General features: G+C 47.3%; 18 protein-coding genes. 5 read left to right on the top strand and 13 right to left on the bottom strand.

Annotation, left to right across the window (positions count from 1 at the left end; translation table 11 throughout):
• Window positions 1-56: 56 nt before the first annotated feature.
• Window positions 57-1,496: a hypothetical protein gene (locus IEX60_RS13635; protein WP_188751542.1), complete on the bottom strand. Its 1,440-nt coding sequence runs from the start codon at window positions 1,494-1,496 to the stop codon at window positions 57-59.
• Between IEX60_RS13635 and IEX60_RS13630 the strand changes: the two genes are divergently transcribed.
• The gene (locus tag IEX60_RS13630) at window positions 1,476-1,835 is read left to right on the top strand and encodes a hypothetical protein (RefSeq protein WP_188751541.1); all 360 of its coding nucleotides are present in this window, start codon (window positions 1,476-1,478) and stop codon (window positions 1,833-1,835) included. The genes IEX60_RS13635 and IEX60_RS13630 overlap by 21 nt on opposite strands.
• Here the strand turns inward: IEX60_RS13630 and IEX60_RS13625 are convergent.
• The 11 genes from IEX60_RS13625 to IEX60_RS13575 form a co-directional block, all read right to left on the bottom strand.
• On the bottom strand, window positions 1,801-3,060 hold the full coding sequence (locus IEX60_RS13625) for an aminotransferase class I/II-fold pyridoxal phosphate-dependent enzyme (protein ID WP_188751538.1): 1,260 nt from the start codon (window positions 3,058-3,060) through the stop codon (window positions 1,801-1,803). The genes IEX60_RS13630 and IEX60_RS13625 overlap by 35 nt on opposite strands.
• 187 nt (window positions 3,061-3,247) lie before the next feature.
• A complete protein-coding gene (locus tag IEX60_RS13620) occupies window positions 3,248-3,592 on the bottom strand; it encodes a hypothetical protein (protein WP_188751535.1) in 345 nt (114 codons plus the stop codon).
• Window positions 3,589-5,868 carry a glycoside hydrolase family 2 protein gene (locus tag IEX60_RS13615; RefSeq protein WP_188751534.1) on the bottom strand — a complete coding sequence of 760 codons (2,280 nt, stop codon included), beginning with the start codon at window positions 5,866-5,868 and terminating at the stop codon, window positions 3,589-3,591. The genes IEX60_RS13620 and IEX60_RS13615 overlap by 4 nt, the downstream gene beginning before the upstream one ends.
• 94 nt (window positions 5,869-5,962) lie before the next feature.
• Window positions 5,963-7,309, bottom strand: coding sequence for a MutS-related protein (locus IEX60_RS13610; protein ID WP_188751532.1), 1,347 nt, complete (start codon window positions 7,307-7,309; stop codon window positions 5,963-5,965).
• On the bottom strand, window positions 7,297-8,670 hold the full coding sequence (locus IEX60_RS13605; protein ID WP_188751530.1) for a MutS-related protein: 1,374 nt from the start codon (window positions 8,668-8,670) through the stop codon (window positions 7,297-7,299). Before IEX60_RS13605 ends, IEX60_RS13610 begins: the two co-directional genes overlap by 13 nt.
• 7 nt (window positions 8,671-8,677) lie before the next feature.
• A complete protein-coding gene (locus IEX60_RS13600; RefSeq protein WP_188751528.1) occupies window positions 8,678-11,011 on the bottom strand; it encodes a Gldg family protein in 2,334 nt (777 codons plus the stop codon).
• Window positions 11,012-11,013: 2 nt separating this feature from the next.
• Window positions 11,014-11,949 (bottom strand): ABC transporter ATP-binding protein, encoded by a 936-nt coding sequence (locus IEX60_RS13595; RefSeq protein ID WP_188751527.1) that lies wholly within the window; start codon window positions 11,947-11,949, stop codon window positions 11,014-11,016.
• A gap of 142 nt (window positions 11,950-12,091) precedes the next feature.
• The gene (locus IEX60_RS13590) at window positions 12,092-13,405 is read right to left on the bottom strand and encodes a RagB/SusD family nutrient uptake outer membrane protein (protein ID WP_188751525.1); all 1,314 of its coding nucleotides are present in this window, start codon (window positions 13,403-13,405) and stop codon (window positions 12,092-12,094) included.
• A gap of 157 nt (window positions 13,406-13,562) precedes the next feature.
• Window positions 13,563-16,904, bottom strand: coding sequence for a SusC/RagA family TonB-linked outer membrane protein (locus tag IEX60_RS13585; protein ID WP_188751522.1), 3,342 nt, complete (start codon window positions 16,902-16,904; stop codon window positions 13,563-13,565).
• Window positions 16,905-17,197: 293 nt separating this feature from the next.
• Window positions 17,198-18,316 carry a FecR family protein gene (locus IEX60_RS13580; RefSeq protein ID WP_188751520.1) on the bottom strand — a complete coding sequence of 373 codons (1,119 nt, stop codon included), beginning with the start codon at window positions 18,314-18,316 and terminating at the stop codon, window positions 17,198-17,200.
• Window positions 18,317-18,469: 153 nt separating this feature from the next.
• On the bottom strand, window positions 18,470-19,018 hold the full coding sequence (locus IEX60_RS13575) for an RNA polymerase sigma factor (protein WP_188751518.1): 549 nt from the start codon (window positions 19,016-19,018) through the stop codon (window positions 18,470-18,472).
• A gap of 231 nt (window positions 19,019-19,249) precedes the next feature.
• Between IEX60_RS13575 and IEX60_RS13570 the strand changes: the two genes are divergently transcribed.
• Window positions 19,250-19,780: a GNAT family N-acetyltransferase gene (locus tag IEX60_RS13570; RefSeq protein WP_188751516.1), complete on the top strand. Its 531-nt coding sequence runs from the start codon at window positions 19,250-19,252 to the stop codon at window positions 19,778-19,780.
• Window positions 19,781-19,843: 63 nt separating this feature from the next.
• On the opposite strand, the gene IEX60_RS13565 is transcribed toward IEX60_RS13570, so the two are convergent.
• Complete coding sequence (locus IEX60_RS13565; protein WP_188751514.1) at window positions 19,844-20,950, bottom strand: hypothetical protein; 1,107 nt, start codon at window positions 20,948-20,950, stop codon at window positions 19,844-19,846.
• A gap of 320 nt (window positions 20,951-21,270) precedes the next feature.
• Here IEX60_RS13565 and IEX60_RS13560 point away from each other — a divergent pair, with 320 nt between their 5' ends.
• The 3 genes from IEX60_RS13560 to IEX60_RS13550 all read left to right on the top strand — a co-directional run bounded on the left by IEX60_RS13560 (window position 21,271) and on the right by IEX60_RS13550 (window position 26,878).
• The gene (locus IEX60_RS13560; protein WP_188751512.1) at window positions 21,271-21,585 is read left to right on the top strand and encodes a type II toxin-antitoxin system RelE/ParE family toxin; all 315 of its coding nucleotides are present in this window, start codon (window positions 21,271-21,273) and stop codon (window positions 21,583-21,585) included.
• 106 nt (window positions 21,586-21,691) lie between these two features.
• Entirely contained in the window at window positions 21,692-21,952 is a 261-nt protein-coding gene (locus IEX60_RS13555) for a HigA family addiction module antitoxin (protein ID WP_188751511.1), read from the top strand.
• 291 nt (window positions 21,953-22,243) lie between these two features.
• Window positions 22,244-26,878, top strand: a complete 4,635-nt coding sequence (locus IEX60_RS13550; protein WP_188751510.1) for an NACHT domain-containing protein — start codon at window positions 22,244-22,246, stop codon at window positions 26,876-26,878.
• The last annotated feature ends 15 nt before the right edge of the window (window positions 26,879-26,893 follow it).

Genomic DNA, 26,893 nt, shown 5'->3' with positions numbered 1-26,893 from the left:
GGAAAAGGGCCGATGGAGAAATCCCCACCGGCCCGCAAACACACGAAATAAATCCTTTACCCGAAGTCGTCGATATCCTTCCGCAGGTCGTCGAGGAGTTTCCCGATGGCACGGATAGCGGACGGCTCCTTTGTGTAGAATTTCGATTTGATGCTGGCGGGGGACAACGACTCCTGCCCCCTTGTGGCAAATGCATGGGCTGTCTTCTCCGCGAACAGGTCGAGGTTGGCCTCGTCGTACATGCCATGGTCATACAGCAGTTTCTGCCACAGGGCCAGTTGGGTGGCCTTGAACGTCGTGTTGAGTTTCATCACGTTGTGCCGTTGCCGTGCTATCCCACCGTTGCCGCCGATTTCCGCGTCCAGCCACCGGATGAGTTCCTCCGACATCGGCGGCATATCCCTGTCGAAGCGGAGCATCGTGAGGCGATGCGTCTGCAATACGTGTTGGCGTATCCCTTTCAGGTAATCCGCGCGGGCGGGACCGTCCATCCCGTTGGCCTTGAAACGGATGGCATGTGCAAGGTAGGCCGCAAAACGGGCGTGGTTGAACCCCAGTGCGATGAGCCTGATGCATACCAACCATTTATCGAGCACGCCCTCGGCGACCAATCCTTCCAGCCCTTCCGTGTATTTCCGCAGGTATTGGAACGCCATCCATGTCGCGGCTTTCGTCTTGTCCCCGAACCGTTCGAGCGGCACGTCCATGATGTTGAGCAACGCCGTGTCGATGGCCATATCCGTGAGGGAACGCTTCACGGCTTCCCACCGTGCCCGCAACCGTACCCCCATGGTATCACGGAAGATTTCGGGCAACACAATCTCTTCCGGCAGCATGTCCGATACGGCCCTGCGCAGGGCATCCATGATGCCCACTAAAACTTCCGCATCGGGATTGTACGGGGATTGGGGGTCATAGAGGCTGTTGCAAAGCCCGACCAGCCTGTTGAGGTGCGCCTTGAGGAACAGCCTGATCTGCGTCTCGTTATCCAGCCGGAGCAGTTCGGCGAGCAGTAGCGCTTCCAGCCGCTTTGCCTCCGTCGATATCAGGGGGTCCGGGCCGCCCTGCCCGTCGGCTTTCCTCGGCGTGGCGGCCAGGTTATCCAGCAGTTCGTACTCATAATTCAGTTCTTTCATTTCGATTCCTTTCTTGCTTTCGGCCGCTGCCCGCCATGCCCAATGGATGATCTGCCCGATGGTGCGCCGGAGGATGTCCCTATTCCGGGATGCGTTGAGGTCCAGGCCGCATACAGGGCCGTTGTTCGCGCTGGATTGCAATACGGGGAAGTAGGTGCCGCCGAGTACGACGGCCAGTACCGCCCCGAAGTGGACATCCGTCCCCGAGAACCATCGGTCTGCCAGCCGGATGAGCTGCATCCCTTCGGCCTCCCTCTTTGCGGATGCCGACCGCATCACCGGATGGTATTCCGATGCCTGCCAAAGGATGACCCGCTGCATTTCCCTGTCGTCAAGGAAATGCTGGAAGTTCTCCTGCATCAGCTCAGTGAATACGGCCTCCATCTCCGTCGCGGACAGGGGTTCCGTCGGCCTGAACCGTTCGAAGAACGGCGGCCAGTAGTCCCTGTCGCGGACGTACTCCGCAAGCAGCTGGCCGAGGCCGCCGAAGTGGTAGCGGATCATGTTCTTGTCCCTCCCCACACGGCGGGCGATGGTGGTGGTACGCAGGTCGTGGAAGCCCGTTTCCCGCAGGATTTCACCCACGGCCTCTTTCAGGGCCCGCATGGTGGCTTCCCTGTCCCTGACCTTGTATTTCTTCCGGGGCGTGGCCATCATTGTGTGCTCATTTCCTTTTTCCTATTCCTGTTTTGCGGATGACCCATTCCCACGCATTCAGTACTCTGTCCAATTGTTCCTCGGTGTGCGTGGCCATCACACTCATCCGTACCCGTGCGTCCTTGCGTGCCACTGCCGGATAGTTTATCTGGTTGGCGTACACACCCGCTTCCAGCAGCAGCCCACAGATCTGCGCGTTCAATTTGATGTCGCCGATTTTCACGGGGATGATGGCCGATTGCGTATCGCCCGTTTCCAACCCCATCCCCTGCAATCCCCCTTTCAGATGGCGGATGTTATCCCACAGCTTGGCCATCCATCCCGGCTCGTCGTCTACCAGATCGATGGCCGTGCCGATACAGGCCGCCGCCGGGGATAGCGTTGCCGAAAAGATGTGCTGGCGTGCCTGGAATTTCAGGTAGTCCACCAGTTCGCGGCTGGCCACCACGTAGCCGCCAACATGGGCGAATGTCTTGCTGAACGTTCCCGTGACGATGTCCACCTCCCGCAACAGGCCATGCAGTTCCATCACTCCGCGTCCCGTGTCGCCGATTACCCCCGTGCCGTGCGCGTCGTCCACCATCAGGTAGGCCCCGTAATGCCTGCACAGTTCCAATATGCTGTCCAGCGGGGCAAGGTCGCCGTCCTGCGAGTACACCCCGTCGATGATGACCATCCGTGTCCGGTAGCGGTCGTTCGATAATTTCAGTACCCGTTCCAATGCGTCCATGTTGTTGTGGGGAAATGTCTTCACGTTGGTCATCAGGCAGCCCTCGTATACGCTGGCGTGCACGGCCATGTCCAGTATGGCCAGATCGTCCCTCCGCAGCAGGCATTGCAGCGATGCGCTGTTGGCCGTGTATCCGGTGGAGTAGACAATGGCGCTGTCCCGTCCGAAGAACGCTGCGATTTTCTCCTCCAGCCATTGGTGGAAATCGTAATGCCCGCCGATGGCCGGACTTGCGCCCGCACCTGTCCCATACTGTTCAATGGCTTCTGCGGCCATGGCTTTTACCCGTGGGTGTTGCGTGAAGCCAAGGTAGTCGTTGGATACCAGGCTGACGAAGCGTTTGTGGGCGATGCCCGTTAATTCCAGTTCCATCTCCGGCCCGCAACCGGAAAGGTTCCGCTGGCGGTAGTTCCATTCACCGACTTGTTTGCGGCTGTCCACATAAGCCGTCCAAAGCGCCGCCCGTCCGTACGGGTCGATGCCCGGAATGTCCTCGAAGTCCTTGAAGCTCGCTTTCTCGAAATCAATTGTTGTCATAGGCCCTCCCTACTTTGATTGGTTAAAACTATGGCACCAATATCGATACGGAATTTGCCCCGGGTGGGGAATTAAGGGGCATTTTTTTGGAAAAAGTTTGTTTTCTGGTTTACTGCATGTTTTTTAACAAAGCGCCCTCGCTCCACGGTCGCGGAGCAAGGAACGCTTTTTGCAAACACATGACTCTTTATTCCAACCGGGACAACCGCATCACGTGGAACTGACCGTTTTCACGTAACGTCTCGCAAAATCGATACACTGCCGTGGAGGAATCCTTAGGACACTGGAGCCTCAAAATTGCTTTATCGGCATTCCAAGAGTTAACATCCAATCCAAGCGGGATTAGCCCCATCTTGTCCGTCATCCAAAACGGCGTAAAACTTTGGCCTGATACTGCCATCAACTCTATTTCCCAGACTTCGGGTTGGATTGCATTCATTTCTTCTTTACTGGATAGCCCACGCGAGTGCGTCGTCGAGCAGCTAGTAAGTACCAGCATCACAAAAACCGATAAGACGATCATACTTTTCATAGCTTCTCTTCAAACAGCTGCTTTTCTTCCGGTTTGATGAATTCGCCGTATTTCTCCAGGTATTCCTTTGCCACGGGCCGGAATGCATCCCAATCCTGCTGGTTGAGCGTATGGATGGTCTTGGCCCGTAAATACATTTCTTCGCCGGGTGCGCCGTAGCTTTTTACCTTTTCCCGGATTTCTTCCCAATTGGGCTTCGTATCGGGTGTCGGGACGTACGGCTGGATGACATCGGTGAAGATGATGTTCATCAATTTGATATGCAGCGGACGGTTACCCTCGGATTGCACCACGAGTATGGGAAAACCCGCATCCGTTACTTTCGTCGTACTGCCCTCAATGAAGGCCAAATCCGCTTCGCTATAGGGTGCCGAAAGCGACAGGATGTACAGGCTATTGAACCGGTTCTTACCGGCCGCGTCGCCGGTCTGCGCGGCCAGCATGGCTAACCTTTTCAAATCGGTTTCCCGACCGTCGATGTATTCCTGTAGTGCCTGCTCATAGGTCACCGCCGGATCGGTCAGGTCGGCATCGATGGCCGTCACTTCCGGGATTGTACTCCTATCCGGACTCAGTGGCCGATGGATTTCCCGTAACTCCGCGAACGGGATTTTGATCACTTCCCGGTCGTACGTCATCAATCCGTTCTGTTCGCCCTCCACATCGAAGGGCTGGGTGTAGATTGATGCCGACAAGCCCTCCTTTTGCAGTAATTGGAGGTGCTTGTTCATGATGCTGTACTTCGCCTTCAGCGCCGCGGGCTTTTCGTTGATATAGCCCCAGGCGCTGCCGGTGTTCCACTGGTGGCCGGGGATGAATACGCCGATGCCGCCGAATTCGCCCAGTACCCGCGCCTTGCCATCCATTTGGAGGCTGTTCATCGGATCGGGGTAGCTGTGCACATCGGTTATGTCCGAATTCACATAGGCATCGGGGGACGGTGAGCGGAGCTTTTCATTGACGTAGAGGTACTCCCCGCTGTGGCCGTTGACCAGCCTTGACGGATCGGTGTCTTTTACCCATTGCGTCAACAGTTCTTGATCATACTGCCCCCACTTCTCGTTGAACAGCACCCACGTGGTGATGCTCGGGTGGTTATGTAATTGCGCCATCATTTCCGCGCCCTGCTTTTCGAAGATTTCCTTCGCCCCTTCCGGCAGGTTGGGATTTGGCTGCACGAAATCCTGCCACACCAATATACCCAATCTGTCGGCATGATAGTACCACCGTGCCGGCTCGACCTTGATGTGCTTGCGGATGGTGTTGAAGCCCATCGCTTTGATGGCTTTGATGTCAAACGCCAATGCCTCGTCTGTCGGAGCCGTGTACAATCCGTCCGGCCAGAAACCCTGGTCGAGCGTGCCCAGGTTGAAATATGGCTCGCCATTCAGGAAAATGCGGTCGTGACCGTCGGCGCCCCTCTCTACCGAAACTTTTCGCATACCGAAGTAGCTTTTTACTTTATCCGCTCCCAAGGTTACTTCCAAGTCGTAGAGGTAGGGATCGGCGGGTGACCACAACCGCACATCGCTTATCGGCAAACTAATCTCCGTATTGGCATGGCCTTTTACCGTCCGGCCCGCCGCGGTCACCGTGACCGGCTTGTCTGTTGCCGATTCCACTACGACGCGGACGGCTCCGTTATCCACATTGGGCGTTATCTTCAACCTTGTAATGTAATCCTTCGGCACCGTTTCCAGCCACACCGTCTGCCAGATACCCGATGAAGGCGTATAATAAATATTCTGGGGGTTGAGCACTTGTTTACCCCTCGGACCAATCCCCGCGTCACTCGGATCGTAGACTTTGACGACGAGTTCATTCGCCCCGCTTCTCACGAAATCGGTGATATCGAAACTGAACGCCATGTAGCCGCCTTCGTGGGTACCTACCTCTTTACCGTTCACATACACCCAGCATTGGTAATCCACCGCGCCGAAGTGCAACAACAGACGCTCACCTTTTGAAAGCGCCGGGCGGTCGAACGACCGCCGGTACCAGAGCCGCTGCTCGGGTAGCAGCGTACGCTTTACGCCCGATAGTACGGACTCCAGTGGATACGGCACCAAAATCTGTCCTTCATACGTAGGTGAATTGGTTATGCTATCGGTAACGGCGTATTCCCATAACCCGTTCAGATTCGTCCAGTTATTACGCATCAGTTGCGGACGGGGATATTCGGGAAGCGCGTTATCGGGCGCTATTTCCCTAGCCCACCTTGTTTGGATCGGAGCGGATTGGACTGTATTTTTCTCTTGTGCCGCTGTATCGTTCATTGAAGAGATGAATACAGCTGTGGCTATCAGCAACTGTTGCGTTATTTTATTATGCCTGTACATCTGTCGTTTGTCTGATTAATCTATTTATTGTCTAGCTGTGGTCGGATACCGGTCGGCCAAGCATTTCCAGTATCCCTTCGTTTTCGATGATGATCATTCCCTGTCGGTCCGTTGTGATGCCGGATGCCATCCGGTACGTATAACGAGGTACTGCCCCTTCCATCACCGTGGGCATGTATCGGAATTGGATGTTCGCCGTACCGTGCAATGCATCGCCTACCTCGATGATGTGCGTGGAGATGACAAAGGCACAGGTATGGTATTTTGCCAATTTCTGGGTAACCGCTAATGTCGCGTCGTAGGCGTCCTTCACATTGGTTCCCTTGAATAGCTCATCGAACAGGACGAACAGCCGCTTTCCGCTGCTCACTTCTTTCGCCACCAACTTCACCCGCATCACTTCCGCATAGAAATGGCTCCAGCCCTGACTGATATCGTCCGGCACATTGATGGATGTAAAGAGACCTTCCATTACCGCGAAACGCATCCGCTCGGCGGCCACCGGAAAGCCCATATGGGCCAGGTAAAATGAAATACCCAGCGTTTTCATCCACGTGGATTTCCCCGCCATGTTCGCACCGGTAAGGAAAACGACGTTTTCCTGCCTGCTGAGTGTAATGGTATTGCCCACCGCATCCGCCAATGCGGGGTGCTTTAAGTTCACCACCTCAATCCAATCGTTGGTTTGGCCAGAGCCTACATCCACTGCTTGTGCATAAACCAGGCCTTTGTCTACCGCCACCTGTCCGACGGAAAGATAGACATCCAGCTCATAAAGCAGCCGCAGCAGTTCCTCCAGTTCCCGCCGGTACCTGTTCAGCATCAGGAATTGGCATTGGGCCATCTGCTGCACGGTATAGGGGTACTTCGGCTTAAGCTGTTTCAAGCCCGGTGCATTAATAATCGCCGAGACCCGATCCTGAATCGCCTTGCAGGGGTGCTCGCCTTGACCTTGCTTTTCCAGTTGGCCGAGCAGGTTACTGGCCGCTAACAACACTTCCTGTACCGCGAAGATATGTCGCTGCTGGATGGCATATTTTTGCGAGCGGTAGAGTACCTCCTGTGTCTTTTCTTTGTAGCAGTTGAATAGGCTACTCAACGGGTTGGCCGGCCGTGGCTGGGTCAGGTATTCCGAAGCCATCTCGGTGAGCTCGCCGTTGATTTCCAGCTTCACCCCCAGTCTGCCCAGGTATTCGATACGGGCCGAGCGTTGGTTTATCGCCATAGCGTCGACCAAAGGTGCCCGGAACATCTCCTCCAGCAGCAATTCGCCGCCCCGTGTCTTTACCCGGTTGAACAGGTTGAACATGGAGCCAATCTTGTATTTCCCCATCAGGTTCAGGTCGGCCAATGTCTGTTTATCCGTTATGAATGCCATTGCACGCCCTCCATTTTTTTCAATCCTTCGTCCAGCATTTCCAGGATGCCCTCATTCTGGATAATGACCATTCCCTGTCGGTCCGCCGTGATTCCTTCCTTCAATAGTCGGGTATACACCGGCGTATTGCCATCCATCTCGGTGGGCAGGTATTGATACCTTATCGGCAAAGCTTCCTGCTGTAAGGCTTCGCCCGCTTCCATGATGTGCGTGGAGATTACAAAGTGGCTGCCGTGTTTGGCAGCGAAGGCTGTGGTCAGCGCGATGGTGGCGTCATAGGCATCCTTTACGTTGGTGCCCCGGAACAGTTCATCGAAAATGACAAAAAGCCGCTGCCCCTCACTTAAGGCCACTGCTACTTTTTTAACCCGCAGCACTTCCGCGTAGTAATGGCTGGCACCCATACTGAGGTTGTCGGCCAGGTTGATGCTGGTATAAATCCCATCCCGTACCGCAAACGTTAAATTTTTAGCCGCTACGGGAAATCCGATATGCGCAAGGTAAAGTGCCACTCCGATGCTTTTCATCAGCGTCGACTTACCCGCCATATTGGCACCGGTGAGAAATAGCACATTATATTCCCTGTCTAGATCGAGATCGTTCGCTATGGCGCCTTCCACATGCGGGTGGAATACCTCTTCGTAATGGAGACCATCACTTTCCCGTGGCATGGCCTTGGCAAAATTATAATTTCGGCTACGCGCCAGCTGCCCGATGGCAATACACACATCCAGGTCATACAGCAGTTCCAATAACTCCAGCATGCTTTCGCGGTGATCAAAGCGCACCCGTTTATCCAGTTCGGCAAGTTCCATCACGTTCAGCTTTACCTCAAATTTAGCGCTTCCATGTAGCCGTACCTCTCCGAACTCTTGTGCGTTAACCAATTCCCTCAGCTTGGTATAATCGGGCTCAAAAGCGGTACCGGCCACCCGTGTTTCCTGCTGCTGGAGGAACATATCCAGCCTGTAAAACAAGCGCAGCACAGCCTGCACCCCGTCGTGCACGAACATTTGGTCAGCATCGGTGGCTACCATATCTTTGAGTCGCTGGCTCAACGACTGACCCCCGACCTGTAATTGGGTTCTTACGTCATCATTTTCCAGGTAATAGGCTATCGTGCCAATTGTGGTCGAATCGACGGGGAATTGGAATTCCTGCATGCTGAAATACTTGTAAAGTCCCACCCTTGCGTTGATTGATTTCTCGTCTGCCAACGGGCGGCGGAAAAGGGCTTCCAATCTCACCGCCCCTCCTTGCGTACACGTTTTATTGTACAAATCGAAGATGGAGGGTTTTCCGGCTGCACTGAATATGCCCAGATCACTTATCGTCTGTTCGTCTATTGTTAAATACTTCACTTTTCGATTATTTACGTTTGCGGCGGATCAGGATGATGGACGCAATCAATGCGATCAATGCAGGAATAATCCAATAATAAATCACCTTTTGTTTTGGAATGCTATTTACCGTAACACGGAATTTATCATCGGTTTGCGGTCTAAGCGTATTGGCGGGAAACGCTCCGTACGAGAAGCGGCTGAAACTCCAAAAGCCGAATTCAAAATTATACCGATACGGATAACCTGTCCCGGCAGACTGCGTGCGTGTGAGGAAATCGGCATCACTTGTTACGACAATCCGTTGCTCTTTGCCATTGACCACCCGTTTCATGCCCAATGCCGTGACGAAGCTGCCACGTTCGTCACTGGGCAACCTTTCCACCTCAAGCTGTAACGAATCTTCGCTAATTGGCGCCAATCGATTCCAGCTTAGTGTTGAATCGGTATAAAGTAACGGTTCTACCTGAAAGCCGTCTTTTTCTTGATATTCAATGGCGCTTGCCCCCTCCATCGCTACCCGGAATACGGAATCCCCTCGGTATTTAGTTTCATCTGTTATGAATTGTGCAAATTGTGGGGATAGATCTTTGGCTGTATCTGTGAGGACTGCAAATGCACAGTGACTCGAGAAATAATCGTTAGGCTGGATCAATAGCCCATCCCGCAAGGAAAGCCCCAGCTTATCGAATAGCGGTTTCGTCACTTCTTTCCTATCCGGTTCGCTGGCTATAAAGAGATTACCGCCCTGGTCTATGTACTTGCTGATTTTTTCCAGATTACTTGCCGAAATCGGTGTGCGGGGATCCGCAATCGCCAATGCCGCTATTCCATCGGGGATATCCCGTTGCTTCAATGATAGCGTGTCAAAATCGTAACCTTGATTAATCAAGGAGTACCTAAAGCCCCGACTGCTTGTTAGCGTTGAATAATCCCTTGTCCGCTTTAAGAAGGGACTGCGTTCAATCTCATCAGATAAAAAGACTACCTTTGGTGCGGTATCGATTAACTGATTGATTGCTGCCGCAATCTCGTTTTCAGATGGCCAAAATTCCTGATCATCGAATGTCCTAACGATGGTCGTTTTATCTTTATATTTTAGCAAGAAGAAACTCCTGAATTCTTCCTCTTTAACATCAACAAGTTGATTGACCTGATCCGGCGTTAAATAGTGCTCTATATCCGTTCTAAATGTCTTCGCCTCTTTCTCTGCGATTTCATCGATGGTTTTGTCTGGATTTAGCTTATAATGATATGAGTTCGTATCAAGGTCATAATATGACTGAAACTTCACCTTTATATCAGGTTTGAACCGGATGTAGGGTTCCCACACATTACTGACAATGCTGTTTTGCTGACTTGAAAGGAAGCGCCATCGACTCATTTGAAACAAGTTCGAAAAACCGATGATTTCCAACTCGCCATCACTCAATTTAGCCAACATGCTTTGGGTTGGCGGCGTAATGGTGTAAATCTGATCGCGAGTGGCATCCACATATACATTTAATTGGGGCCTGCTCGTAATGTAACCAACAACGAAAGCGATAGTGACTACAAGTAGGTAGCGCATCGTCTTCTTACCCACGGAAACGGATTCTGTTGCCGCTTTGATGCGAATCGTCGTAAAACACAAAAAAGTCGCTATCAGAATGATGAAGTAAAATAAATCCCTGAGGTTCATCAGACCGCGAATAAAATTGAATGACTTCTCACCGATGTTTAGGTAATAGGTTATGTTACGGGCAGCTTCTATCTCTTGCCAAAGGTCCCCTACATTTGAGAATAGCGCAAATAGGCCCAAGGTAATAATCGCCGCGACAATCTGGTAGGAAGTCAAAGCCGATATAAACAATCCAATTGCAGCATATGTAGCCAACACAAGGAAAAGACCCAGTAGCGAAGCGAGCATCTGCCCATAATCGGGATTCTCCAGGCTGATTGCTACCCCCACATAAGTAAAGACAACCAACGCCAACAAGCAAAATGTAAAACAGAGTACGGCTACATATTTGCCCAAGACGATCTCCCTGACCCGAATGGGTGAAGAGTAGAGGAGTTTGATTGTACCGCTGCTCGTTTCCCGACTAATCAAACCCATCGTAATCAACGGGAAGAATATGTACAAATTCTTGATTACCTTAAACAGATATCCACCGGGTGGATTTGCTGTCAATTGAGTCGTCAAGTCCTTCATGGCTCTCAAGTACAATCCACCCTTTTCAAATCCCATCAAGTAAAAATCAGTAACACCGATGTAGTCTGCGCTGGTCAAGACCACAAAAAGAATCATTAGTATCCACGCTATGGGAGAATAAAATAACGTGTGCAGTTCGTTTCTAGCGATGTGAAATATTTTTTTCATTACTAATTATTTGCGGTGTTTTTAGTTAATTGCCTGAATATCTCATCAACCGAATTCTTTTCAACGGTCAATTCGGTCAGCCGCCATCCCTTCCCTACGCTTTCCTTGACTATCCCTTCACAGACACTTTTATCACCGTCGAAAAACACCCGATAGGATTTAATCCCCAGTTGTTCAACCCGATTGATGCCTTTAATTGCCGCGACACTTTCCAAGTCTGGTGCATTTTCAAATTCAACTAGCAGGCTCTGGGGTGCGATGTAGTTGTTAAATGCCTCCATACTATCGGAAAACACCAGCCTTCCCTGTTCGATCATGATGATATCTTCGCACAATACCTGAATTTCGCTCAGGATATGGGACGACAGGATCACGGTTCGATCCTGCGCAATTTCCTTGATCAGGTTACGGACTTCCACAATCTGGACGGGATCCAGGCCATTTGTGGGCTCGTCGAGAATCACCACTTTTGGCTTATGTACGATTGCCTGCGCAATACCGACCCGTTGCCTGTATCCCCCAGAAAGATTCTTCAGCAGACGATTCCTAACGTGTACGATGCCGCATTTTTCCATCACTTCTTCCAGTGATGGCGGTATCGCAGCTTCCTTAATATCCCTCAGCCGCGCGCAGTACAAGAGGTATTCATACGTCGTCAAATCGAGGTATAGTGGAGCAACCTGGGGAAGAAATCCGATTTGCCGCTTCGCGTCAATGGGGCTTTCATTTGTATTTATCCCATTGATGTAGACGCTGCCTTCCGTCTGATTTAGTACTCCACAGAGAATATTCATCGTGGTCGACTTTCCTGCCCCATTAGATCCCAAAAGGCCGTAGATGCCCTTTTTGTTTATTTCGAAATTGATGTCTCGTATCGCCCACGCGGTTGCGTAACGATGCGAAAGATTTTTGATTTCTACGATTTGATGTGTTGCCATTTCTTATTTGCTTAGTATCTTATCACTTTCGTTGTATCTAATTGAATGAATTAATCTTATTCACCGTAGAAATTCATCCATAGTGGGCCCTTAAAGAAAGCCCAAATGGACTTTCCTTAAGGGTGGATTCACTGGAAATCACTTAATAACCACTGTTCTGGATAAGTTGCGGCGCCTTTTCAAGTTCGACTTGCAGGATTGGATACCATTGCCAATTTGCATCCCAAGTACCACCCTTTCGAGGAGTCACTTCCGCCATGACTTCGTTAACGCTACCTGTACGTTTAAGATCCAGCCACCGGTGCCCTGATTCGGTAAAGAATTCTATCCGGCGCTCGTGAAGGATTGCGTCTAATAGTTCCGATTTTGTTGTGGCTTCTACATCCCCAAGGCCCGCCCGGCCCCGAACCGCAACCAAATCGCTCGCAGCCTCCACTAACTTATCCTGCTGTGCTAATGCCTCTGCCCGGATCAGGTATTGTTCCGCGAGCCGGAGAACCATGGAATACTCCGTTATCGGCTGATTAAAGACGCTTACTTTGTATTTGTATGGATAGTAGAACGTTATTCCATTCACGTCAACATTACCTACCCACTCTGATTTACGTTGATCCTCTTCTTCAAAGCTACCGAGTAAATCTTCACTTAAATAAACAGGCCAGCTGTTTTCATTTGGCCCTGTTTCCGGAATGATAAACAAAATGCCTTCGGGGGTATTCGCCCCGCTCAAGATAGGCTGCAGTTGCCAAATCGCCTCGCGACTATTTTTCAAAAAAACATCATTAAGCGAACTCAGGCCATAAAGATCCGATTGCTGGATCACTGCGGTTGCTTCTATTTCGGCTCCAGCATAATCTCCGGTGTACAGGTATACCCGTGCGAGCATGGCCGTTGCTGCCCATTTGTTTGGCCGGACTCGCTCACTGGTCGTAGCACTCACGTTTGCATCCAAATAATTTTCGGAAAGATCCCGCTGTGCGTCCTTTAAGTCGCTAATAATTTGCTGGTAGACAACCGAGCCATCCATCCGCGTCGCGGCCGCATTATCTTTCCAGTCAACACCCAGCACCAATGGTGTATCGCCGTAGAAATTCACCAAATAAAAATAACAGAACGCCCTAATGAACTTGGCCTCGCCAAGCAGACGTTGCTTAACTATCGGGGTCAACTTGGTTGACTTCTCTAATCCATCTATGGCCGCATTCGCTTTAAAGATGATTGGATAAAGCCATGACCAATAGTCGAAACCCTGCGTCAGTGTACTGGCGGATAGCGAATTTTGATAGTACTGGACATAGCTGGGGTTTGCATCGGCGCTATGAAGGGTAAGTTCATCAGCCGATAGCCCTCCTAGTAAGGACAGTGAAACAAACCGGGCGGCATCCATAGGCCCCGAACACATATTGGTATAGATGCCCGTTAAGACGGCCGCAGCGGTAATGTCGTCATCGAACACATTATCTTGATTAACGCTTGTATACGGAGGGTCAACGGCAATCCATTTCGAGCACGATAAGGAAAGCAAACATGATAGCACAATCAATATGTAACCAACTGACTTTAAAATATATCTCGATCGCATGCTAATATTCTTTTAACTATTTCAACTATGATTAAAGCGTCGCCTTGACACCAACAGTGAATATACGAAGGGGAGGCAATCCTAACGAACCCGGGTATTCTGGGTCACCACCAACGAAATTTGTGAATGTTAGTAAATTCTGCCCTTGTGCATATAGTTTCGTATTTCGTACGAAATCGCTTACCCGCCATTTTTCAGGCAAACTCCAGGATAATGAGACGTTCTTCAGCCGTATGTAGGAGGCGTCCGAATAGCTGATATCTGAAGCTTCTCCAAGCCGATACTGATCGCCTATACTGTAGTTTGAATTAAACCGCTGATAGGTTGCATTATCACCCGGCCTCTGCCAGCGACCCAAAACTTCTACGGGTTGGTTCCTATTAATTCCCGGCAAACCGTAACCCATTCTGAAATTACGGCCTTTTTGTTTTACGAATTGAAACAAAAAATCGAGGTCGAATCCCGCATAGCCGATAGAATTCTGGAGTCCTCCATACAGAGTTGGTGACGTGTCAAATAATACCGTTTTATCCGATGGGTCGCTTGGTGTCGACGTCGGCTGCCCATCGCTACTCGCAAATTGATAAACTCCCGTTTCTGGGTTCACCCCCATAAAATGGAATGCTCTATTAATTGTTGTCGGTTGTCCGATCTCCAACCAACCTGCATATGAAGAATTTTCAATGTTCGGAAATCTTAATAGTTTATTTCTGGCAACGGTTATATTGATGTTACTTGTCCATTTAAACTTTCTGGAATCGATGTTTGTTGATTGCAACGATAGTTCCCATCCGTAATTTTGGATTGTTGCCGGAAAGTTCTGAGCAATATTAGAAAAGCCTGTTATGATAGGTAGCCGATAAGATATCAATTGGTTGGACGATCGGTTATCATAGTAGGTTGCATTCAACAGAAGTTGATCTTCAAACAAGCCGAGATCGATTCCTAACTGCATTTTTCTTGTTTGTTCCCATTGCAGGTGCGGATTCGGTAGACCGGTTGTCGCTAAACTTGATACCCCCTGATAAGGCACCGGTGCAAACACGGATGTATATAAATTAAAAAACTCATAGTCGCCGATTTGGTCATTACCCGTTATTCCGTAACTCCCCCTCAATTTACCGAAACTTACAATTGGCAGGTTCTCGTCAATAATTGGTTCTTCAGAAAATATCCACGCAGCGCCAATTGCGCCGAAATTCTGAAGCTGATTGGCTCCGCCGAATCGACTACTGCCATCCCGACGCGCCGTAATATTGACAATGTATTTATCAGCAATATTATAGTTAACCCGACTAAAGAGCGCATTGTACCTGTACAATAATGCGAAAGAAGGCCCAGAAAAAACCGAACCTGCATTTCTGATGGCTAGCATAGCGTCGTCAGAATTATAGTACCAACCAGACAAATGCTGACCAGTACTGTTCTGCTGTTGAAAGGTCGAGCCAATCAATACATCCAGCCTTCCTTTCCAAACAGTTCTCTTATATGTTATTTGGGGCTCGGCAATCCAAGACCGGATATTGCTGTTCCCATAACCCGCGTTTCTGCCGCCATTGGGGCGATCTTCAGGGCGAAGAGCGGTCAACGGGGAAAGACGAATTTGATCTGAATGAAGATTCGTATAACCCAAACTGCTTTTTATATTTAATCCAGGTATTATCTCATAGCTCAATACCGTATTGCCTATTAAATTAGTCGTTTTGTTATTGAATCTACGGTATAGATAAGACACAGGGTTCTCCCATGTTGACGAACCAGCAGCATTCGGCTCCCAATTGAGTTCGCCATCATCCGTATAAAGCGGAGGCGCTACCGGTGGGAGATAAAGTGCGTGGCTGGTGATGTCCTCGTTCGGCAGCCGATTGTCGTCCAGCATGTAGTTTCCCGAAAATTGCATCTTAAACCGTTGGTTAGTAGAAGCGGTATTGATATTAAAATGCACGGAGGCCTTTTGATCGGAAAAATCGTCCGGAAATACCGTTGTTTCCCTATGGTATGTACTACCAACCAAGTATTGAACGTTTCCAGTACCTCCTGATATCAAAGCGCTTATATTCGTATAATTAGCAGTTTGCCCGATGAGCTCTTTTTGCCAGTCCGTATAGCGGGTCGTATCCCAAACCTTCAAGTCATTAGCCACAAACGCAGGATCGCGCCAATCGATGCCATCATTTTCGAAGGCCTCGTATCGCATATCCAGGTATTGTCGGGTATCCAGTAGGTCGATTTTACGCGCAACTGTACCCCACCCACTTTGAAGGTTGAAGTCCACTTTGGTTTCGCCTGAACCGCCCTTTTTTGTCGTAATCAGGATAGCACCGTTGGCGGCACGCGAACCATAAATCGCAGTTGCATCCGCGTCTTTAAGGACATCGATACTCTCAATATCATTCGGATTTATAAAATTCAAGGGATTTCCTGCAACCCCATAACCCGGACTTACCGATTGCCCCCCTGCAGTGCCTTGTATGCTACTTACTGATGGAAGCATTTGCGATCCAAACGGGACCCCATCAATTACATACAGCGGTTCACTTCCTTTTGCAAGGCTATTCTGCCCCTGTATCCTCACCTTGATGCCACTGCCGGCGAAACCAGTTTGCTGAGCTATTGTTATACCCGGTACCCGTCCCTGTAGTGCTAAAATCGGATTATTGATCGGCTGCTTTTCAATTTCCGAGGCGCGAACCGAAGTGACATTTCCAGTATTTAACCTTCGACTTGTCGTACCATATGCAATTATTTGTACTTCGTCCAATGGGCTTTCGGACTTTTTGAGCTGGATGGTGCCCATGTTTGCTTGCACTACCACTGTTGCAGCGGCATATCCGATAAATGATACCTGAACCTGCCCGCCATCCGGGACGTTTTTTAACCGAAACATGCCGTTGCGATCGGTGGTGGTTTGGACCGTCGTGCGTTTGCCGTCGGCGGTCAACACCACGATGCTGGCGCCTTCCAACGGCGTACCCAAGCTATCGGTGACGCTACCGGTGATCTGTTGCTGAGGCTTCACGCTAGCCTCTTCGTCCGTAAAAAACTCCTTGATGCGCTGCGGGATGGGTTTCTCCCGCTCTTTGATGATAATGGTCTTCTCGTCAATCGTAAAGGTGAGCGGCTGTCCTTCTAGACATTTGTTAAGAACTTCTTTTAAATCTGTTTGATTGAATTGGGCATCGATTTTCCGGTCGTCATTGAGCTTTTTGGCCGAATAGAATACAGTGAAATCCGTCTGCCGCTTGATCTCCTTGAAAACCTGCGCAAGGGTGGCATCCTTTTTATTGTACGTAATGTAAGGCTGGGCCAAACTGGTGGCACCCACCTGAAGGATGGCCATCAACAAAATAACCGATGTTATATTTATCTGCATAAGCACCTTTCGTAAAATCGACGGGCTTATGTCCAATCCTGCGGAACCCCAACCCGGCAGTAATCTTTTTATACAGCGCAAGCGCCTGTATAATACATTTTCAGTAAAATTTATATACATTTGAATGTTTGGTTAGATAAAAACTATTGTACGCAACAATTTTTTGTCCCGAACATTCCTGCCTGGCAGGAACCCGCCGGAAGTGCTGTCAACACTCCCGGCTTTTTTACGGGTGGGGGTGGGGTGTGTATGTGCTGGCCGTGTCCTCCTTTGTTATTGATGAATCCGTTTTGTTACTTATTATATACCAGAATCGTTCGGTCCCTGATTTCAAATCGGATGTCCCCGGCCTGTTCCAGCATACGCAGCATGGTCGATACGTCGTCGTACCGGGAAATGGTGCCACTAAATAGCTCCGAACCGGATATTGTATCACGGTATTCCACATCCACGTTGTACCAACGGGCCAGCTTGCGCATGATGCTCTCCAACGGCTCGTTGTGGCATACAAACTCGCCGTTTTTCCAATCGATGGCCTCGTCTGTATCCACCTCCTGCAACTGAAGGCCTGCTGTGGACAATACACTCTGCTGCCCAGGCAGGAGCAACGCGGGCTTGGCCGCCGGATAATCGGGAGCGGGATGTACGCGGACCGAGCCTTCCAATAATGTGGTTCTTACGGCAGGTTCATCCGCATAGCTATTGATATTGAAATGGGTACCCAAGACTTCCACGTCCTGTCCTTCGGTATGTACCCGGAACGGAGCAGCTTTGTTGTGCGCTACCTCGAAGTAACCTTCACCGGTCAATTCCACGTTGCGTTCGTTTCCGGTAAATGCTATGGGGTAACGTAATGATGAAGCGGCATTGAGCCATACTTTGGTGCCATCGGGCAGGGTAATCTGGTATTGCCCGCCTTTTGGCGTCGATATGGTCAGGAGGTTCGAGACGTTAGACGTGCGTTGTCCCGCATCGGCTTCATCCAGTGCCGTGCCGTCATCGTAGGTGAGTAAATCACCGATCACAATGCCCGTTTTTTCTTCACTCAACTCAATGGTGTGCCCGTCTGCAAGCGTGAGCGTAGCCCTGTTGCCGCCGGGGGCAATATCCGCTGTCTGGCGGTCGATGCCGAAGAAATAGAAGCCAACCGATAATGCGATGATGACCGCTGCTGCGGCAGTGATGCGGATAGGGGTGCGGGATAGTCGCCTGACTTTTCCCTGTGATTGCCTGTTCCGCATGATTTCCGCAAAAACGTCTTTCCGGAGTGCATCGTAATCCCACGCCGGTCGCGGGCCCTGCTGCCGTTCCAGGGCGCGATTGTACCACGCCTTTAGCCGCGCCGCTTCTTCGGGTGTACATTCCCCCTTCTTGTAACGTTTTATCAATGCTTCTAACTCGTGCTGGTCCATCTCGCTTTATAACTGCTTTCCCCTATAAGACGGGATGGTAGGCGGTTGGTACAGGTCGGGAAAGCAGGTTATTTTCAGTATTTTTTTCAACCAACTGAAAACCAGATTAATAATTTTTAATGAAAAATTGATTGGTGGTTGGATAGGTACTGCTTACAGGCCCAGGCGGGCCCGGAGACGGGTAAGTGCGTGGTTGATATGGAACTTGACGGTAGAGGTGGATATGTCCAGCTTTTCGGAGATCTCCCGGTGCGATAGCTGTTCCGTCCGGCTCAACTCGAACACCTCCCGCATACGGACTGGCATGTCATCCAGTTCTTCGCCGACCAAACGCAGCACTTCCCTTTCCAGCAAACCGTCATCGGTCATCGCCGTAGCATTATCTTCTTCGTTGTCGAGTTGATTCAGGTATTTTAACCTGACCTTATTCCGGTCAAGCACGTCGAGCACACGGTGTCGTACAAGGGTATGCAGGTACGCCGAAAGGGACACTTTTAGTTCGAGGTCGGGGGCTTGGTTGAGCAATTTGACAAACACATCCTGTAATACGTCCCGGCATTCTTCCTCATCATTCAGCATTCGCTGTGCGTGCCGTAGTAAAGTCGGCCAATAGCGGCGGTAGATTTCAGCAAAGGCCGGCTCATTTCCCTCTTTTACAAGGAGGAAAAGTTCCGTATCCGTGTATTTGCCGTATGCTGCCATTCGTCCTGCATATGTGAAACAAATTTAGGGAAAATTTAACATGGATGTTACTTCGTGTTCATAAAAAGGTAGTGGTTATTTTACCTGCGTGGGTTTTAATTGATAATTCCTACCTTTAAAACGTTTTACCACCTGATGGATGAAAAAGCAGGTTTTTCTGATGCTGTTGGCGATTATCGGACAGATGGCCTGCCAAAAGCCTTTGGTGTAGCATAACGGAATAGCGAACGGATGGCAGCGGCAATTAGCATAAGACAGGAAACAGCAGCCGACTTTGCGGCGGTATTCGACGTGAACCGCCTGGCATTCGGCCAAGATAATGAGGCAAGGCTGGTCGATGCGTTACGAGCGAACGAAACGGCATTCGTGCCGGAGCTTTCCATCGTGGCGGTCATAGGGGCCATCGTGGTCGGGCATATCCTGTTTACGAAAATCACTATCAGGGGTAGCAATGGAAATCTGCATGGTAGCCTGGCACTAGCGCCAATGGCCGTGAGGCCTGAACACCAAAAGCAAGGGATTGGCAGCCAGCTTGTCCGCAAAGGCTTGGCGGTGGCAAGCGGCCTGGGCTTCCAATCGGTCATTGTGGTAGGCCATGAACAGTACTATCCGAAATTCGGATTTGAACCGGCGGAAAAATGGAACATCAAAGCTCCTTTTGAGGTGCCCTCCGATGCCTTCATGGCTATTGAATTGATTGCGGATGGGCTGAGGAACGTCTCCGGGATGGTCGTTTATCCAGCGGAGTTTGAGTCAGTATGATTGGAACAATTGCAAACGGGTAATGATGCGGAAGTAAGGTTCTACAATAAAAGAATTTCTGATTTATGTCGCCTGATCCTTTACTTGCTGATTACTATTATCCATGTCGATATTTCTAAGGTTGTCAAGAAATAACTTAAAAATCTCTATTTCTTCGTCAGAGAAAATTGCCTGAGCGCCACATTGGGGACAGCAAAAAGCTCCCGATTCTAAAAATTTTTCCGGGTCTACGGTTAGTTCTCTTTCCACTTTACAAGTATCACATTCAAATGTAAGTTGCTTAGATAACCAAGCGAACATTCCTCCGCCGGTTTCTCGTAAACTTTCATATGCAACTATTCTCTGCATTCCCCTAATTATTTTGCCCTTATCATTGATTTCGTCGGGCAAAAATTGAGAAATGACTTCGTCGACGACGTTAGCTGTATATATAAGCAGGATTGGGACAATGAAGTAGTAATGTTTAAAATATCTTTTATAGTCGTCAGCAGTGGAAAATATAAAATTAAAATTCTGATTTTGGGTTTTATAGTGCTGGTCTGTGGTAACGATGTGTAATGCCTTATTTGAAATGCCATTAATGCCATATTCACAGGATTTCTCATATCTAAAGTCATATATCAAGCTGGATGACATTCCAAAATTTGGACACTTCCTTACGCATTCAGCGATGATTTTTCTCTTGTATTCCGATGTATTCCTTTTGGAAGGATCATAAGATTTTGGGTCGCCGTTATAAAAAAAGGATTCGACAAATGATTCGGGCTCGGCGAGAAGCTGTTCAAGAAGAAACAATTCGTCTGTAAACGGCTTCCGTAGTAAAGAATACGCTACGGTTATTTTACCTTTTTGTGCAGCAAGAAGTGATTCGTGAATAAAATTCACCAAATCAGTTAAAACGCTAAGCGAAATGTGTTTAATAAGAAAATGCTGTAATTCTTTTTTCTTTTCATTTTTGGCTAACCAGTCTAAAATATGTTCGTTTTCAAGTGGCAAATCTAGTCCGCCGTTTTCGTCAGGAAAATGAAAGGAGGATAGACGTAAATAGGGATAATAGTCTGGATTCGCTACTATCAGCGTAAGATGGTCGTATATATAGGCACATATATTATTAACAGAATGGTATTCTTCCGGCAGTTTGGTTGGTTGTCCCTTTTGTATAAGTAACATGGCACTAAATTTACTAAGCGTAATATGATTTCTCAAATTTATACTTTTATGATATCACTGCATAAAAGTAATGTTGTCTTAGGCATGATGGATGGTTGGGATGGGCTATTAGGCGGCTTCCTGACGTTCGGACCGAGATTGGCTCAATTACATACACGAGGGTTTTAATTCCGCAGGTATAAGCAAGGAAATGGTTACCTCTGCTGAAACTGATTTTAACCCCAGCAAGACACTTTTTTACCAAAATTTGGTAATTAAAAATATTTTACCTATTTTTGGTAATTATTAGTTCTTTAACATAAAAAAATACTATGTAGAAAATGGTCGTCATCATCGAAGATGATTACCTGAGTGACCTCTATGTTGGCAAAGCCGTGAAAGGAAAACCGCGATTCGGCCAAGAAATCATCAGGGGTTTCAAGAAACGTGTTTTGCAAATGAAGAATGCGAAAAACAGCAACGATTTGCGGGCCAACAAATCGCTTCATTTCGAAAAGTTATCAGGTAATCTACAAGGAAAGTACTCCGTGCGGGTCAACGATGCCTATCGCATCGTGTTCCGGCTGGAAACGGAAGGTGGCAGGGAGCGTGTTGAGATTATCTTCGTGGAAGATCTCAGCAACCATTATTCCTGACGTTAAAATTTTTAAACTTTTAAAATTTCTAAAAAAGGAGCTTTACCAAATATTACAGGAGACGTATATCGTGGTAAACCAAGTATTATCAAAAAACGGAGAAGAATTGATCACTGATTTCGTTCTCCATCCCGGCGAGGCCTTATTGGATGAGGTCGAAGCAAGGAAATTAAAGAAATCAGAATTGGCGAAGGCATTGAATATTTTGCCCGGCCATTTAAGTGAGTTGTTCAGCGGCAAGCGGAATATTACCGCAACCACTGCCGTGAAGCTGGAAAGGGAATTGGGCATCAGTGCCGAATACTGGATTGGTCTGCAAACGGATTATGACCTCGCCAACGCCCGCAGGGAATTGGAAGTGGCGTAGGCCGGACACCTCGCAACGCATTGTCACATGGAAAGCGTCGGGCCGGTATGGTCGTCGGCGCTTTCCTATTTTTGGGCGTCAAGTTGACCTATCAAATCCGGACCAAAGCCTTACTGGTATCGAATGACTACAAGCTGATTATGTAAGACCGGTTGCAGCTTTCCAAACTTTGAAAACGCACCTTAGACTTTAAAACTTACATCTTGGAGTTTGACAAAAGGTGAATAATTCTACATCTGTTGATAAGAACTGCTACGACGCACTATTAAAATTTTGGATATTCGTTTTACGATGGAAGATTTGACATTCGAAAAACTCAAGGTAAAAGAGGGTAAAGACAGGCCACGCGCTTTTGAAAACGAACCTTTTCCTTACAACCAAATCTCCGATTCCAGAAGATTTGAGGAATTGGTGTACAGCTTGTATAAAATCAAAATCGAGCACAGGGAATTCAATGTGTTTGATGATATAGTATTGATGACGGGTGTCAGAGAAAGCGGAAGGGACTGTGTGCTATATGTCAAGGGCAACCCTTATGGTTTGATCCAATGTAAACAGTATCAGAATAATCTCAGCAAAAATCTTCTTGGAGAGGAGATTACTCGATTCGTACTATACGCATTGGCAAATCCATCATTGATATTTGACAAAGAGGACTTTACTTATTTCGTTTGTGTTTCCAAAGGTTTTGACAATAAATGCAATGAATTTATTGATGGCTTTAATCATCTTATTAGAAAGGAATCGATGCTTGACCGATGGATAACGAAAAGTTTGAAGCAATCTACCTTGAAACACCTGTCTTCGGATGGAAATTTGAAAAATGAAGCGTTGGATATTTTAGGTAAAATAAAGATAAAAAGAATTTTACCCCAAGATTTGGATGCAATGTTAGCAGAGCCGAAAGCGGCGCATCTAATCCCATTGTTTTTTGCAGTAAAGAACATCGTCAATAATGAAGGAATATTGAGGATAGAGGAAAAGATCGACAGACTGTGGATTAACCAATTATCCGTGATTGAGCTGGATCAGCAATTGCAAAACGCTTCCAATGATTTGAAATTTCAAAAGAACGAATTCGAGGGCTTTCCGGAATCTCATATACCGAGAAAAGAAGTGGATGAACTCTATAAATGGGTCACCGGCGATTTGACAACAGACAGCAAGGGCCGTCCGGAAAACATTTGCCTGTTGGCTGCAAATGCTGGTACGGGCAAGACGGTAATCTTAAAAGACCTTTATGATAAACTTACCGATGATGGTATCCCTGTACTTGGTGTAAAAGCGGATTTAAATTATGCAGGTACCCTCAAAGAACTTCAGGAAAAGGTTAATCTATCAATCCCCGTTTTTGAATTCATCGATCAATGTAAAATACATTACAAAAATCTAGTTGTCCTCATTGACCAAATTGATGCGTTGTCGCAATCTGTATCATCCCGGAGGGAATACCTCGATACCTACAAAAAACTTATCGATAAGTATACCTATGTTCACGGTGTCCGAATTATTGTGTCGGTGAGGACTTTTGATTTGAATTACGACCAGACGCTACGGGCATATCGAAATGTAAAATCGGTCCGAGTTCAAGAATTACCGGAAGAAACCGTAGTACAGCAGCTAAACAAAATTAATATAAGTAGAAAGCAGATATCCAGTAAACTGCTAAGGTTGTTAAGGACTCCCGTATATCTTAATATATTTTCGATCATTGCAAAGCAACAACCAAACTTTCAAGGTATTACAACCGTACAAGATTTATATCAGGTACTTTGGGATCAAAAAATCGTGCATACGGATAATTATGTTGCCGGTAAAGTTGAAAATGCCAGGATAAAGAGGCTACTGTACGGAATCGCTACCGACATGGCTGCCAATCAGCAGATCAATTCAGTGTACGATTCCAACTACGAAGATTTCAGCAACGAAATAAGCTACCTGACCAGCCATAACCTATTGACTAGGAAAGGGAAGTATATTCAATTTTTCCACCAAACATTTTTTGATTTTGTCTTTGCAAAGAAATTTGTTGAAGAAGGAAAGAGCATAAAATGGTATATAAAAAGCCATCGCCAATCGTTGTTAATACGCCCTGCTCTAAAAATGATTTTGAATTACCTTCGAGATTACAAACCGAAACAATTTCTTGAAGAAGTACATAAGCTACTTGAGGAGACCAGTATCCTTTACCACATAAAGCACCTTCTCATTTCTTTTTTGGCCTCAATAGACGATCCCAGTGAAGAAGAAATAAAATTCTTGGTGGAGCAGCTAAAGCGGTCCATTCATTGGCAGATAGTTTTCTATGAACATGCTTTAAGCACGCGGTGGTTTGATGCGGCATTAACTAATGGACTATTGGATTCGCTAAGGACGCCGCCAAGTACTGTCACGCCCAAGCCCAAACCGAAAATCTCCTTATTGTCCTTTCTCGTCAGAAACCGAAGTAGTGTCGATGTTGAGAATTACCGTAGGCACACTTGTTCCGTCTTTGTCAAAAGTCAGCTTGTCGAAACACCAGACAAGGTTCTCGGATTTCTATCCGGCGTTCAGGATGAAGGTTTCGTAAGATGGTGCTTGTTTTCGCTCAAAAACTGGAATAACAGCAATGCATACAGGTTATTTGAAAGATGTACGGATTTTAAGGAAACCGACGCTTACGGATATCACCATGTGCTGGAGACCATCGCAAACTTCGACCCAAAATACGCGCTTTCAAAAATTGAGGATGATTTGCTGTCCGACACATATTTTATCAAGTCAAAAAATCGGGACTATCAAGAGGAAAAGCTACTGAAAATTATTGCGAAAAAAATCCCAGAGCTCTTATTCCCAATTTTGTTAGAAATCGTCGAGAAAAAAATCAACGATAAAAGATACAGGAAAGCGGGAATCGATGGTGAGTTTCAATACGCCAATATCTACTTGGGTGACGAGGACCATTTAAAGGGGAACGAGTTTTTATACAAGTTATTAGCTGTTTGTTTAAGGAAAGTTGCAGGACAACACCGTGAGGTGTTTGCCGATTTTTGGCATCGTTACAACACCACAAAATCTGAGAGTAGACTCCGCTTATTGGTTTTTGCATTGAAAACAAACGAAGCCCTCTACCCGAATGAGATACACTTTCTACTTCGACACCTTGAAAATAACTCGTTGTTAAAGAGTCATGGCAGGCTTAATTTTGAGTTCCGGGAGCTTTTCGAAAAAGGCTTTTGCTATTTTAGTGAAACGGATAAAAACAAGTCCATTGGGATCATTAATCGCCTAAAAATCAAAGATGAATTGTTCGTATACCCTCAGAATAAACTAAGAGACAAACCACTCTATCATCTACGTTGGGGCTTGACGAAGTATTTTATGCTCCTTCGATTGCCGAATAGGTATATTGAAGAGGACTTACAACTGAAGAGAACGTTCCAGGAACTGGAACGAAAGTATAAAAAGACCAAAGATGCCAGACCAAGCAATGGTGGTATCGCAGGTATTGTGGGTACGCCTATCCAGCGAGACAAATATCAATATCTGAGTGACGAACAATGGATCAAGTCATTTCTGAAGTATGATAATAACCGTCGGGAAACACACTTCCTAAAAGGAGGCCTAGATGAAAATGCACGCGCATTCCATGAAGCGGTCAAAAACAATCCTGATAATAAAATCGGTTTAATAGACACGATCATGCTTGATGAACGTGTACATCAAGATTATAAAGTACATGGGGTTTGGGGCTTGGGCGAGGGAAAAGCAGATACGGCGATTGTTTTGAAATACCTGAAAAGGCTACTAACAGATGGATTGGTTCTATCAAAAGCTAACATGTCGCTTTGCGGTTTGATTGCCAGACACTTGATAGAAAGCAAAGTCTACGACAGTGACATTATCAATTTTCTTGTTCAACAAACGGAATTCAAGGACGACAGACAATCAAAAATTGTTTTAGAAGAAGTAAAGGAAAAAAAGACAACGATTAATGGATTAGTAACGTGGGGACTGAATAGTATCGCGGGTTCCGCGGCCTACTCCTTGTTGTTCATTGATAGCAACGAGCATGAAGATACGGTATTTTCTACATTGGCAAAAGCACTGAATAGTTCAGAAAATTATGTTAGGGCAATTGTTTTATCTAAATATGCCTTTTTAATGCATTTAAATCCCGAAAGGGCATACGATCTTTTCGTAGGGATTCTGGAAAACGAACAAGATGTCGATGTTCTGGCAGCGTCATTATGGTCACTGCAATATCTTGTCAATCATGACTTTGTACGCCTGATTCCGACATTAAGAAAGTTAGTAGCATCATTTGATAAATTAGGCGATGACGATATGCGATGGCTGGTTTCCATATTATTCTTTTCCTGGCTGAAAGAACAAAATGGGGCAAAAGAAACCTTCTTTGAATTGCTGCAATCCAATGAAAAAAGCCATGATTGGTCAGTACATGTAGCATTTGAAGGTTTTTACTTTGATGAAAATTCTAAGACCAAAGTTTTCGAACTACTAACCTTTCTCCTAAGCGAGTCAAATAAGAGTCTTCAGAGACGTTTTAGGTTGGAATTTTTGCACATGGACGAAATAAAAATTTTGGACATTAAATCCTTCCTCGAAAAATACATCTCGTCGAAGAGTTTCAAAATTTCTTCATATTTCGTACAGTATCTCACAGAAAAGACTAAGGAAGCCCCGTTTAGTTGCGTAGATTTGTTCGATTTGGCAATCACTAAGAGCAGTCAAGAGGAGGAAGATGACTATTTGCTGAGATCGGAGGACGACGCCACAAAATTTGTAGTCGGCGCTTACAATGCGTTAGATGATGAAGACAAAAAAAGCAAAAAGTACCGAGCCAAGCTTTTAAAAATGTTTGATAAGATCTTAATGGATTACCGTTTCAAAAGTAAGGCCGAACAAATTTTGGAGGACATTTAGACACATAAAACCCTA

It is taken from the genome of Parapedobacter defluvii, assembly GCF_014642075.1.
GTDB lineage: Bacteria > Bacteroidota > Bacteroidia > Sphingobacteriales > Sphingobacteriaceae > Parapedobacter > Parapedobacter defluvii.
Note: the sequence above shows the minus strand (reverse complement) of the source record. Positions and strands in the feature narration are given on the sequence as shown.